Annotated in this window: 12 protein-coding genes; 2 read left to right on the top strand and 10 right to left on the bottom strand. The window is 53.9% G+C overall.

What is annotated here, in order from left to right:
• Window positions 1-3: 3 nt before the first annotated feature.
• On the bottom strand, window positions 4-555 hold the full coding sequence (locus tag AXA67_00730) for a hypothetical protein (protein KXJ40711.1): 552 nt from the start codon (window positions 553-555) through the stop codon (window positions 4-6).
• Window positions 556-703: 148 nt separating this feature from the next.
• Here AXA67_00730 and AXA67_00725 point away from each other — a divergent pair, with 148 nt between their 5' ends.
• Entirely contained in the window at window positions 704-1,312 is a 609-nt protein-coding gene (locus tag AXA67_00725; GenBank protein ID KXJ40710.1) for a hypothetical protein, read from the top strand.
• Window positions 1,313-1,768: 456 nt separating this feature from the next.
• On the opposite strand, the gene ubiA is transcribed toward AXA67_00725, so the two are convergent.
• From ubiA to AXA67_00680, 9 genes are all read right to left on the bottom strand, one after another.
• Window positions 1,769-2,629, bottom strand: a complete 861-nt coding sequence (gene ubiA, locus AXA67_00720; protein ID KXJ40770.1) for a 4-hydroxybenzoate octaprenyltransferase — start codon at window positions 2,627-2,629, stop codon at window positions 1,769-1,771.
• 22 nt (window positions 2,630-2,651) lie between these two features.
• On the bottom strand, window positions 2,652-3,209 hold the full coding sequence (locus AXA67_00715; GenBank protein KXJ40709.1) for a hypothetical protein: 558 nt from the start codon (window positions 3,207-3,209) through the stop codon (window positions 2,652-2,654).
• 2 nt (window positions 3,210-3,211) lie between these two features.
• Window positions 3,212-5,269 carry an ATP-dependent DNA helicase RecG gene (locus AXA67_00710; protein ID KXJ40708.1) on the bottom strand — a complete coding sequence of 686 codons (2,058 nt, stop codon included), beginning with the start codon at window positions 5,267-5,269 and terminating at the stop codon, window positions 3,212-3,214.
• 5 nt (window positions 5,270-5,274) lie between these two features.
• Window positions 5,275-5,658, bottom strand: coding sequence for a reactive intermediate/imine deaminase (locus AXA67_00705; protein KXJ40707.1), 384 nt, complete (start codon window positions 5,656-5,658; stop codon window positions 5,275-5,277).
• A 26-nt stretch (window positions 5,659-5,684) separates the two neighbouring features.
• Complete coding sequence (locus tag AXA67_00700) at window positions 5,685-7,853, bottom strand: (p)ppGpp synthetase (GenBank protein KXJ40706.1); 2,169 nt, start codon at window positions 7,851-7,853, stop codon at window positions 5,685-5,687.
• A 9-nt stretch (window positions 7,854-7,862) separates the two neighbouring features.
• Window positions 7,863-8,126, bottom strand: coding sequence for a DNA-directed RNA polymerase subunit omega (locus tag AXA67_00695; protein KXJ40705.1), 264 nt, complete (start codon window positions 8,124-8,126; stop codon window positions 7,863-7,865).
• A gap of 79 nt (window positions 8,127-8,205) precedes the next feature.
• Window positions 8,206-8,403 carry a hypothetical protein gene (locus tag AXA67_00690; protein ID KXJ40704.1) on the bottom strand — a complete coding sequence of 66 codons (198 nt, stop codon included), beginning with the start codon at window positions 8,401-8,403 and terminating at the stop codon, window positions 8,206-8,208.
• Between the two features lie 542 nt (window positions 8,404-8,945).
• Window positions 8,946-10,124 (bottom strand): phosphoglycerate kinase, encoded by a 1,179-nt coding sequence (locus tag AXA67_00685; protein KXJ40703.1) that lies wholly within the window; start codon window positions 10,122-10,124, stop codon window positions 8,946-8,948.
• 212 nt (window positions 10,125-10,336) lie between these two features.
• Window positions 10,337-10,903: an alkyl hydroperoxide reductase gene (locus AXA67_00680; protein KXJ40702.1), complete on the bottom strand. Its 567-nt coding sequence runs from the start codon at window positions 10,901-10,903 to the stop codon at window positions 10,337-10,339.
• A gap of 80 nt (window positions 10,904-10,983) precedes the next feature.
• Here AXA67_00680 and AXA67_00675 point away from each other — a divergent pair, with 80 nt between their 5' ends.
• The gene (locus AXA67_00675) at window positions 10,984-13,323 is read left to right on the top strand and encodes a hypothetical protein (GenBank protein ID KXJ40701.1); all 2,340 of its coding nucleotides are present in this window, start codon (window positions 10,984-10,986) and stop codon (window positions 13,321-13,323) included.
• Window positions 13,324-13,408 lie beyond the last annotated feature (85 nt).

Below are 13,408 nucleotides of genomic sequence, written 5' to 3'. Positions count from 1 at the left end.
ATCTTATTTCAAACTGCCGATATAAGCGGCAACGGCTTTCATTTCATCTTCCGTCATCCGCTGTGCAATCGTCCGCATCGGGCTCTTTTCTTCCCCCCGCTCTCCGGATGCAAAATCCGTCAAGGCTTTCACTGTATAAGCGGGATATTGCCCTTTCAACAAGGGAAAACCCGCGGGAGCATTGCCTTGTCCTTGGGGGCCATGACAAGCCGAGCATGCAGGGACTTTCTTTTCCGCCATCCCGGAAAGATAGATTTTAACGCCTTCCGGCGGCGCCTCACCCTCTTCAGGCCCAGGGGAGTGTGCGGAAAAATAGGCGCTCAAGTCCGCAATATCTTCATCACTTAAAGTAGATGCGACTGCATTCATGGCGGGAATGTTCCGTACTTGATCCTTGAAATATCGAAGTTGACGGCTTAAATACTTGGCGTTTTGCCCCGCCAGTTTGGGAAATATCGGGTTTGCCCCCTTGCCTCCTTCCCCATGACAGCCCGCGCACACCTCGGCTTTTTTCTTTCCCGCTTGAATCGATGCCGCGGAAACCACCGTAACCATGCTCGTCATTGTTCCTATTGTGAATAATGTTAGTATAGTTTTGATTTTCATAACACTTCGTTCCTTTAGCGCTGCTCATGACATAATCGGGAGTTATTGTACTCGTTTTGCCGTCTTAGTGCCGTCATGACAAATTTTACCTTTAGCAATGAATCCTCTTTACCATCAAGCCAAATTTCTTTTAAGCACGCTCAACTTCAACGCCGATGTTCCCGACCAAGGTTATGAAGTCGCCTTTGCCGGCCGCTCCAATGCCGGCAAATCCAGCGCACTCAACGTATTAACCCGGCGAAAGGCACTGGCCCGCACCAGTAAAACGCCGGGCCGCACACAACATCTCGTGTTTTTTGAAATTGACTCAAACCGCCGTTTTGTGGATCTGCCCGGCTATGGCTATGCCAAGGTTTCCCAACAAACTCAAACGCAATGGCGCCGCGCCCTGGAACGCTATCTGAAGGAGCGCGAATGTCTGAAAGGGGTCTTTCTGGTCATGGATATCCGCCACCCCTTGACTGAATTTGATCAACGCATGATTGAATGGTGTGGCTTCTATGAATTACCCCTTCATATTTTGCTGACCAAAGCCGATAAATTAAAATTCGGCCCGGCCAAGAACCAATTGCTGAAAGTGCAAAAAGCATTATCTGAACTCCCTCATCCTCCTTCAATCCAGCTATTTTCCGCGCCTAAAAAGATGGGCGTGGAAGAGGCTCATGAGGTACTGGATGAATGGTTTGAAATCGAGAATCAAGCTTGAACTTTTCTCTAAACCTTATGCGGCAAGGGTATTCCAGTCTGTCATTTGTGGAACGCCGTAAACCCATCCCTGGGGGCTTGATGGCGGCCATCCAGGCCGCCAACATCCACAAATGACAGACTGGAATACCCATACGGCACAGCTATTGCCACAGCATCCCGGATGATTGTGCATTATTCGGGCTGGAAACTGAGAGACAAAAAAAACCCCAAAGCAAAGGGGGAGATGCTTTGGGGCTAGTGATGCTCCGGCTTGGGGGAACCGGAGCTGCTCGCTACTCATAAGGGAGGAAATGAGTAGAATTGCGTCGTTCCCGACACATAACCTTGAGACTTAAGGGCAAATAAAAAGTTCACAGACAATATTTCCGATTCAGAACCAATAATCCAGCCAGAGCTCCGTCATCTATTCAAGACGAATCAGGCCACCTGCCCCGGCAATCAACCCTTTACGTGTTTAGACATGGCTCTGATAATCCAGCAACAACCCTAAAAAAATCACCGCGCCAAACCAGTGGTTGTTCAAGAAAGCCTGGAAGCATTTGGCCTTCTCCCGCCCGGCAATCAAATACTGCTGGTAGACCGCAAAACAAGCAGCCGCAAGCAATCCAAGGTAATACCATGCCCCCAAACCGGCGCTTCGTCCTACCCATACCAATATCAGCAACATGGCTACCTGGATTCCGGCGATAATCCAGCGGTCATAACGGCCAAACAAAATAGCAGTGGACTTGACCCCGATTTTCAAATCATCGTCCCGATCCACCATCGCATACATGGTGTCATAGGCCAGCGCCCACAGCACAGTCGCCAGAAACAATCCCCACGCGATCAAAGGAACGGTGCCTGTTAACGCGGCAAAAGCCATGGGCACCGCCCAGCCAAAAGCGATGCCGAGATACGCCTGGGGCAATTGAGTGATTCGTTTGGTAAAGGGATAGGAGGCCGCCAGGAATAACGCGATGAATGACAGGGCAATGGTCAGGCCATTGAGCTGGAGAACGAGCAAGAAGGCCAGCAGACACAATACTGCAAATAACATCAAGGCTTCCCTGGGGCTGACCTTACCCGAGGCAATGGGCCGGTCTTTGGTTCTTTCCACGTGAGGATCAAACTCCCGGTCAGCGTAATCGTTAATGACACAACCGGCCGCGCGCATCAAAATCACGCCAAGCACAAAAATCACCACGACCTTGACATCAGGCCGGCCATTGCCTGCAATCCATAAAGCCCAGAGCGCCGGCCACAGCAATAAGAAAATCCCAATGGGGCGGTGGAAGCGCATCAAATAGGCATATTGCAACAGACGGTCTTTCAAATCATCCGAGGATAACTGCGGCTTATCCATCCCCATGCTCCAGAGAAAAAACACTTGGCATAAAGAATTCACTCACCAGTAAAGGACGACCACTCACGCGGTATAATGCCCGCCGCCCCCACTGGGGCAAAGGCTGCAAGCCGGGCAGTTTCCATATCCCGGCAGGCAAACGAGTCCATTCAAGCCGCTCCCGCCAAATATACGGGCTTGTAAACAACACTTCTCCCAAAGGGCGTGTTCCCAACCGGGTAAATTGACTGCCCGCGCCAGCCAATGTCGATTGCGGGGCTATTGTGCGCGCCAGCAACAAGGGCCGGCCAGCACCTGATAAAATGATTTCCCGAACCCAGGCCAACCGGCCCCAAGGCAGCCCCAATTGACTGGCCTCACTTAAAAACGGCCTCCCCCAACCTTGTTTTTTAACTTCCACCCGGATTTCGCCGGTAGCGGCCCGCAACCGGGCGGTTAAAGAAGCGGATTCTTCAAGCCAACTGCGAATCCCGCCAGGAATGCCGGAGGTTTTTGGCAACCGATCATCCCGCCAAAGAGGATCTTCCCTCAGCAAACAACTATGAAACATTTTCAAACATCGGCATATTGGTTGCCATCCCCCAGCCAAAATTTCAACAAAGTTGGAATAGATGCGCCTTCGTGCTCCCGTAGCGCTTTGGCATCTTTCTGAACTTTAAGCAGCAAATTCTGATCGCGCACAGGGTCGGCCATTTTAAACTGCAACGCCCCGCTTTGGCGAGTACCAAGCACTTCCCCTGGGCCCCGCAGTTCGAGATCCTTCTCCGCCAAGGCAAAACCGTCGTTGCATTGGCGCACAAAGTCCAAACGCTGCCGGGCAATGTCTGTTAAAGGGGGCTTGTATAACAAGATACAATAGCTTTGACCGGGTCCTCTCCCTACCCGGCCCCGAAGTTGATGCAGCTGGGCCAGCCCGAGACGCTCGGCGTTGTCAATGACCATCAGGCCGGCATTGGGCACATCCACTCCCACCTCAATCACTGTCGTCGCCACCAGCAGGTCTATCTCTCCCTGCTTGAAAGCAGTCATTACCTGCTCCTTTTCCACCGGTTTCATTCTGCCATGCACCAAACCGATACGGACACCAGGCAGGCTGGACTGGAGAGCAGAAGCGGTATCTTCCGCGGCCTCGCAATCGAGCGCTTCGGATTCTTCAATCAAGGTGCATACCCAATAGGCTTGGCGCCCCTGTTTGATCCAGGTCTGCAGCCGGGCAATCAATTCCTCCCTTCTTTTCTGACTCATCACCCGGGTCTCTACCGGCTGGCGGCCGGGCGGCAGTTGATCTATCACCGATACCGCCATATCTCCGTAACGGAGCATGGCCAATGTGCGGGGAATGGGCGTCGCCGTCATCACCAAATAATGGGGAATTACCTGTTCCCCCTTGGCTTTCAAAGTCAGGCGCTGGTCCACGCCAAAGCGGTGCTGTTCATCGACAATCACCAGCCCAAGCCGGGCAAAATGGACTTCCCGCTGAAACAAGGCATGGGTGCCAATAAAAACAGCTTTGGAGGAGTCTTTCATGGCGGCCAGAACTTGACGACGGTCTTTCCCGCTCATTTTGGAAGTGAGCAAATGCACTTCGATTTCCAGGGGCGACAACCACTGCCGCCAGGTCTGGAAATGCTGTTCCGCCAGTAATTCGGTGGGCACCATCAATACGGTTTGATATCCACTCCCGTGACTGACCAAGGCCGCCAAGGCCGCCACCACGGTTTTGCCACACCCCACATCCCCTTGCACCAACCTGCCCATGGGACGCCCCGAACCCAGATTCGCCTGAATTTCCGCAAATACCCGGCGCTGGGCATCGGTCAATGGAAAAGGCAGTGAAGAGAGAAATGTGTCTATTAGAAATGACGGGGCTTCCATTTTAGGCCCCTGGCCGGTTTGCCGGAAGTCTTGCAAACTTTGCAGGCTCAAGTGATGGGCCAGCAGTTCCTCCCACGCCAACCGCTGTTGAACCGGGTGGCTGCCGGAATTGAGCAGCACGACCTCAGCTTCAGCCGGTGGTTGATGGAGGAATTTCAATGCCTGCAATGTTGTCATGGCTGCCTGTTCCGACACTGGTGAAACGCAAGGCAGCCACTGCGGATGGGATTCAAACAAGGTCAGCGCTTGACCAATCAAGCGCCGCAATACTTTTTGCGTCACCCCGGCCACGGCGGGATAGATGGGCACAATCCCGGGCAACGAAGCATCGGCGGGCTCCATTTGGGGATGAATCATCTCCTTGCCGAAAGAGGATACCTTCACCTCTCCGAAACAGCGCCAGCGTGTGCCCGGTATCAACCGGTTGCGCATACCGGCGTTGAAATGAAAGAACCTGAGATCCAGACTACCGCTGGAGTCACACAATCGGCAAACCAGCATAGGCCGGCTTCTGCCCGTGATATCGGTCAGCACCACTTCCCCTTCAATCAAGCATTTACCTTGACTGGCGGAAGCGATGGGGAGGATCTTGGAGCGGTCCTCGTAGCGCAGCGGCGCCAGCAGCACCAAATCCCGCACGTCCATCACACCAAGACGCTGAAGCTTGGCTGCCAGGGCGGGACCGGCGCCTTTCAGGGAAAGCACCGGCGGGAAGGCAGCAGAGACTGCCGCCATTGGGTTTATTCCAGCACCATTACCGCATCCATTTCCACCCCGGCGCCCTTGGGCAAGGCGGAAACCCCCACAGCGGCACGGGCAGGATACGGCTGGCTGAAATAGGTGGCCATGATTTCGTTGACCTGCGGGAAGTGGTCCAGATTCCGCAAATAAACGGTTAGCTTGACGATATCATTGAGACTGCCGCCCGCCGCCTGGCAAACCGCCTGCAGATTGTCGAAAACCCGGCGGATTTGGACCTCAATGCTCCCCTCCACCAACGTCATGGTTTCAGGATCCAGGGGAATCTGGCCTGACAGATAAACCACGCCATCGATCTTGACAGCCTGGGAATAGGTGCCAATGGCTTGGGGCGCGTCGGGGGTGGAGATGATTTCCTTGGTCATAACAAAACAGAAACTTGGAAGGCTGGTTATCTTGACTTGACCCGCTGAATTTTCAATACCACATCCAATTGCCGGAGGCGGCGGATGAGCTTTGCCAAATGCACCCTGTCCTTCACGGAAATCGTAATCACGTCGGTGCTGGTGTGGCTGTCTTGCTGGGTGACTACAAAATTCTCGATATTGGCGTCACATTCGGCAATGGTGGAAGCGACCCGGGCCAAAGTGCCCCGTTGGTCAAACAACACCACCCACAGATCCACGGAAAATTCGCTTTCCACGTGATCATCCCATTCCGCCGGGATCCAGGTCACGTTCTTCTTCTGAAATTCAACCACATTGTTACATTCACTGCGGTGCACCACCAGTCCCTTGCCCGGATTGAAAAACCCGATGATGCTGTCGCCGGGAATCGGCCGGCAACACTTGGCCAGACTCACCACCATCCCTTCCGTGCCCTTAATAATCAAAGGCACGCCGCTGCCGCAACTGTCATCCAGGGCGACATCCAGCCCTTCCTGTTCGGACACCAACTGCCGGGCCACCAATAGCGCCATTCGATTCCCAAGGCCGATTTCTTCCAGCAATTGCTCGATGTGCTCGAAACCCATGGCTTTGATCTTCTCTGCCACTTGCTCGGGGGGTAAGGTATCCAGGGAAGCATCAAGCTTGCGCAGTTCCGCCTCCAACATTCTCTTTCCCAGCCGGACCGCTTCCTGGGTTTTGAGATTGCGTAAATAACTTCGAATGGCCGACCGCGCCTTGGCGGTAACCACGTAATTCAACCAGGATGGATTGGGTTTGGCCCATTCCTTGGTGACCACCTCCACGGTTTGACCGTTGTAAAGGGCGGAATGCAGCGGCACCAGTTGGCCATTGACCCGGGCGCCGACACAGGCATTGCCAATCTCGGTATGCACCGCATAGGCAAAATCCAGGGCCGTGGCGCCTTGGGGCAATTTGACGATATCCCCATCGGGCGTGAAAACGTAGATTTCCGAAGGAAACAGGTCGACTTTCAGGTTATCGATAAACTCCAGAGAACTGCCTTCGCTTTGCTGATGCTCGAGAAATTCCTTGACCCAGGCATAAGCACGGGCTTTTGGGCCGTAACCATCGTCATCCACTTCCTTCTTGTAGAGCCAGTGGGCGGCGATACCGCTTTCCGCCACCCGATGCATATCGCGGGTGCGGATTTGCACCTCCACGGGCAACCCATAAGGTCCCACCAACACCGTATGCAACGATTGATAGCCATTATCCTTGGGCAAGGCGATATAGTCCTTGAATCGTCCAGGGATGGGTTTATACAAGCCGTGCATCAACCCCAGCACCCGGTAGCATTCATCCACGCTATCGGTGATGATGCGCACGGCGTAGACATCAAATACCTGATTAAACGACAAGCCTTTGGTGCGCATCTTGTTGTAGATGCTGTAGATGTGCTTTTCCCGGCTGTTGACCTCGCAGGATAGGCCTGCTTCGCGCAAACGATTGCGGATGGCCTCTTCGATATTGCCAATAACCTCCTTGCGGTTACCCCGCGCCCTTTTGACCGCCTGGCTCAAGGCCCGGTAACGCAAGGGATACATGGCGTTCATGGCAAGCTCTTCCAGCTCCAGCCGAATCCGGTTCATCCCCAGACGGTTGGCCAGGGGAGCATAAATATCCAAGGTCTCCCGGGCAATCCGGCGGCGGCGGTCGGCAGGCATGGGACCCAAGGTACGCATGTTATGCAAGCGGTCTGCCAATTTGACCAAAATCACCCGCAAATCGTTGGCCATGGCCAGCATCATTTTGCGGACGCTTTCGGCCTGGGCTTCCATTTTGGATTTGCAATCGAGCCGTGTCAGTTTGGTGACGCCGTCCACCAGATTAGCCACCTCGCCTCCAAACATTTCCTGCAATTGATCCTTGGTGACGGGCGTATCTTCGATCACATCATGCAAAATGGCCGCTACAATGCCGTTGACGTCCATGCGCATTTCCTGCGCCAGAATCAACGCGACTTCAATGGGATGACAGATATAGGGCTCGCCACTCAGGCGAAACTGATCAGCGTGCGCTTCATCGGCGAAATGATAGGCTTGGTAGATTAATTCGGTTTGGGATGGCTCAAGGTAGCTCCCAACCTTCTCAATCAATTGGGTCATGAGGAGGTCTTGCGGGCGTTCTAATTTGGGAGCCAGTTCCGCCATGGACAATACCTACAGACTTTGCGCTTCTTCAGCAGGTTGAGGGGTCATGGCTGAAGGAATCCCTCCGTCCATATCTACTTCCCTCAATTTATCGATATCCAACTTGCCCGCCGCGATTTCCCGCAGCGCCACCACCGTGGCTTTGTCTTTACCCCAATCCACCAAAGGCTCCGCACCCGCCAATAATTGCCGGGCGCGCTTGGTGGCCAATAAAACCAGCTCAAAACGGTTTTCCAGTTTTTCCAAACAATCTTCTACGGTAATCCGCGCCATAAAAACCTCATCATTAAATTAAAAAATACGCTAAATAATTTACCCTAAAAATTAATGACCACCTGACTTGCATGCTTTGTTACGCCGCAATTCCTTCCAACGCCAAATAATTTACATCTGTTTTTTTGCTGGCGTGTTCCACGGTTATTGCACAGATATTTCCCCCGGCATCCAAATCAAGAATGGTATTTTCATCCAGATCCTTCGTTTCCACGATTTCAGTATCACTAAATTCTATATATAGCGTATCTGTATCAGGGAAATATTTTAATTTCATGGTTCAAACCTTCTGTCAAAAAACGCATTGTGAATCGTTTCACCATTTTCGAGCAGGATTACTCGAAGATACCTCTCTCCTGCCTCGCTGATTTTTGCCCAACGACGAATCCTGCCATCTTCTTGCACGCTCTCATACTCCGGATTCTCAACAACATGCATTATCCATTCGTCTTTTATCCACGCCCGGTCCGCCCTTGACCTCAATGATTGAAGGGCACCTCTAAAAATTTAGAGGTGCCCGCGCTGGGCAGGGAAGCCCGGCCATTTTCAATCAAGTAAGAGATTGAAAATGGAGCAAACCGGAAACCGCGTTTTCGGTTTGCGAGGAGAAAAATTGCCTGGACGGCAATTTTTCGAGATTCCCTGAAGGCACTTCGTCGTTTTCACCTGGCGCTTAGACTTATGCTAAATGAGGCTTGATTCAGGTTCATACTTACGCCACAAACGCCTCTGATATATCAAAAAGTATCCTTAAACTCTTGACTCCTTCTGTTGTTTATGTATAGCAAAATTGTTGCAAAAAAGAAAATCTTTTTTAAATCAACAATCTCTTTGCTCCAAAATCTCCACTGCCGGCAGTTTGCGTCCTTCCAAAAATTCCAAGAACGCGCCGCCACCGGTGGATTGATAGGACACCTTGTCGCCAATGCCGAATTTTTCAATCGCCGCCAAGGTATCGCCACCGCCGGCAATGGAAAACGCCTTGCTCTCGGCGATTGCCTCGGCCAGCACCCGCGTCCCTTCCGCGAATTGGTCTATCTCGAATACCCCCACCGGGCCATTCCAGACAATGGTGCCTGCTTTTTTAATCAAATCCGCGTAGTATTGGGCGGTTTCGGGGCCGATATCAAGAATCAAATCATCGTCGGCCACTTCATTGACCTTTTTGACCGTTGCCTCGGCATCTTCGGAAAATTCCTTGGCCACCACCACGTCTTCCGGAATGGGAATATCCGCGCCCCGGGCCTTGGCCTGTTCCATCAAGCGCTTGGCGTCGGGAATCAAATCCGGCTCATAAAGGGATTTGCCCACGGGGAAACCAGCGGCGGCAATGAAAGTGTTGGCGATGCCGCCCCCTACAATCAGTTGATCCACTTTCTGGGCCAAAGTTTCCAAAACCTTCAGCTTGGTGGATACCTTGGAGCCCCCGACAATGGCCAATAATGGCCGGTCCGGGTTTTGCAGGGCCTTGCCCAAAGCCTCCAACTCCTGGGCCAAAAGCAAGCCGGCGCAGACTTCAGGCGCGAATTGCGCCACCGCATGGGTCGAGGCTTGAGCCCGATGGGCGGTCCCAAAAGCATCCATGACAAACACATCGCAAAGGGCCGCCATTTTCTTGCCCAGCTCGGGATCGTTGGTTTTCTCTCCTTTGAGGAAGCGGACATTTTCCAGCAATACCACTTCGCCGGACTCTGTCTTCACGCCGTCAATCCAGTCCTTGATCAAGCGTACCGGCTGGCCCAGCAACTCCGACAAACGCTCGGCCACGGGCGCCAAGGAGTATTGCGGATCGTATTCTCCCTCTTTGGGCCGACCCAGATGGGACATGACCATTACACAGCGCGCGCCTTGTTCCAGGGCCTGACGGATCGTAGGCACGCTGGCGCGGATTCTGGTATCGCTGGTCACTTCTCCATCCTTGATGGGCACATTCAAATCTGCGCGTATCAATACCCGCTTGCCTTTCAGATCCAGGTCGATCATTTTTTTAATGGTCATGGGTGATTTTTTCCTCTTTGAAAATGGTTAATATCGGTTTATATCTCATATTTGGCGGCTTGAGATTGCTTTAGGTGCAGGGGTATTTCTTCCGTGGGACGTCGTAAACTCTTCCCTGAGGACTTGAAGGCGGCCATCCAGGCCGCCAACACCCACGGAAGAAATACCCCTGCACCTTGGCAATGTAAAATACATAGGCAAGTAATGGGTTGTTACTCAGGTTCGTTGCCCTGCTTCCACTTGATGGAACAGCCCATGCTGGGAATCTGTTCTTCCGGCCCCCTGCCGGTGAGGGCGACTTGCTTCATGGCCTCGAACAATTCCCGCCGGGCGCCGGGCACGGGTTCTTTGCGGCTCTCGTCCAGCCGTCCCCGGTATTGCAACTCCAAGTCTTTGTTATAACCGAAGAAATCGGGAGTACACACCGCGCCATAGGCCTTGGCGACTTCCTGGGTATCATCCAACAAATAAGGAAATGGAAAGTTGTGGTCCTGGGCGAATTTCTTCATATTTTCGAAGGAATCTTCCGGGTATTCAACGGTATCATTGGGCATAATCGCCACCGAGCCGATGCCGTATTCCTGAAGCTCCCGGCAATCGCGGACAATCCGGTCGATCACAGCCTTGACATAAGGACAATGATTGCAGATGAACATCACCAACAAACCATTGGGACCTTTACACTCGTCCCGTGTCCACACCTTGCCGTCCACGCCGGGCAAGGCAAAGTCAGGGGCCTTTTTGCCAAATTCACACACCGGGGTCGTTAGGCGTACCATGATGTTTCTCCTGAAAATTTCGGTTTCGACGATTTGATGAAGTTACCGGAAATCATACCAAACCCGCCCCCCTTCTGTCTTTGCCGGCCATGATTGCAAAGGTTTTATTCAAGGGATCGCTGATAACATTGGTGTTGCTTCTCGCATTCGCCGCCGGCTGTGGGTATCTGCTCAGCGCCTCCCGGCTGAACTATGGCAATGCCGTTAAAATTCCCAACCTGTCGCATCCGGCCGTCATTCATTTTGACCGCTTCGGGATACCTGCCATCCACGCCCAAACCCGGCTGGACGCCTATCAAGCGCTTGGCTACCTGCACGCTGCCGAGCGCCTGTTTCAAATGGATTTGACCCGGCGCAAAATGGCCGGCCGATTATCGGAAATTGTCGGCGCCGCCGCCCTTGAGCTGGACATCCGCCAACGCAGCCTGGGTTTTTACCGCGCCGCCAAAACCATTGCCCGACACTGGCCGCCCTGGCAACAGGCCATTTGCCGCGCCTACGCCCAGGGGGTCAATGCCTGGCTGGATCAACAATCCGTTCTGCCGCCGGAATTTCTATTGCTCCGCTACCGCCCGAAAGCATGGACCTGTGAAGACACCATTTTGGTGTCGCTTGCCATGTTTCAAATGCTTAATGAACCGGGCAACCAGGAACGCATGCTCGCCGTCATGGAGAAAACCCTGCCCAACCCGGTGGTGGATTTTCTTACGCCCGATGAAGACCCGTTCGACCAGCCCTTGCTTGGGGGCCGATGCGGGCGCCGTCCACGAAAACCCATGCCTGTGAAAGCCATTACTGATCTGATGGCGCAATCGAGCACCACGGCAGGATTAGTCAGCCACGCCCTCCCCGCCGCTTCCAATCAATGGGCGATTGCCGGCTGGAAAAGCAGCAACGGCCAGGCCATCCTGGCCAACGATATGCACCTGCATCTGGGCGTGCCCAATATCTGGTACCGGGCCAGGCTCCAATATCAAAACATCACCCTCGATGGCATCACCCTGCCCGGCGTGCCTCTGATGGTTGCCGGCAGTAACGGGCATATCGCCTGGGGATTCACCAATGCCTTGGCCGATGTCATCGATTTGGTGAAATTGACCACCAACCCCAGGCACCCTGGTTCCTACCTGACCCCGGATGGCTGGGAAGCTTTCCAAACCTTCGAGGAAGTCATCCGCATCAAAGGCCAGCCCGCCCATACTTTCACCGCCCGCGCCACCCGTTGGGGACCGGTTTCCCCTGCAAGACTTTTCAATCAGCCGGTAGCGGTCCGCTGGACCGCCTTCGAACCGGAAGCCGTCAACCTGAAGGCCCTTGAGATTGACCGGATACAAACCGTCGAAGCGGCGCTGGGATTATTCAATCAAGCCGGTATTCCGGTCCTCAATGTAGCGGTGGCCGATCATCTGGGCCATATCGGCTGGACCTTGAGCGGCAAGCTGCCCCGCCGAATGGGGTTTGACGGCACCCTCCCCCACAACTGGGCCAGCGGAAAGACAGGCTGGCGGGGGGGGGTTCCCCCCCCGGACATCCCCCGCATGATCGACCCGCCACAAGGATATTTGGTCACCGCCAACAACCGCACCCTCGGCTGTCATTCAACCCTCAACCCGGGACATAACTACGCCACCAGTTTCCGTGCCCACCGCATTGCACAGGCACTCACAACCAAATCGAAAATCAGCCCCCAACAGGCTTTCAAGTTGCAACTGGATAGCAAAGCCGAATTTTATGAGTTTTACCGGGCACTGGCCCTGGCAGCGCTCGACGAACAGAGCCCAACAGAAACCGACCGGTTACTGGCGCAAGTCCTTCATGCCTGGAATGGAAAATCGGATACCGGCGGCCTTGGCCTGCCCTTGTTGGTGGCATTCCATCAACGCCTGGAAAACGCGGTATTCTCACCGCTCTTGAACCCATGCCGGCAAACCGATCCCCACTTCCGTTATGGATGGTTCAAGCGGGAAGTTCCCCTGCGGCAAATGCTAAGGCTCCGCCACCCCGCAACACTCCCCGGCCAACAATTCAGCACTTGGCATGGTTTTATCCGGCATCACCTGCTCGCCGCCAAGGAAGCCCTGGAAAAAAAGCACGGCAAAAGCATTGCCGATTTAACCTGGGGCGATGTCAACCGCGCCGAAATCAGGCACCCCTTGAGCCGCGGCCTGCCGGTCTTATCTTTTTTTCTTGACATGCGAGGCGACCCACTGCCCGGATGCCGCTACTGCGTCCGCGTCGCCCTCCCCGATTACGGCGCCAGCATGCGTTTAGTCGCCGTCCCCAACAACCTCAAAGACAGCCTCCTCCAGATGCCCGGCGGGCAATCCGGCCATCCATTCTCCCCCCACTACCGCGACCAGCAACCATACTGGGTGAAAGGGCTTCCTATTCCTTTGTCTCCTGCCAATATGCAACAGTGAAATCCCAGTTTAAAGTCCCCGATAGGGGATCCGTAAATCCCACGCCTTTAGGCGGCAGGGATGGGGTGGTAAGCTTGACGCCATG

The organism is Methylothermaceae bacteria B42 (assembly GCA_001566965.1).
Lineage (GTDB): Bacteria > Pseudomonadota > Gammaproteobacteria > Methylococcales > Methylothermaceae > Methylohalobius.
This window is presented reverse-complemented; position numbering and strand designations above follow the sequence as displayed.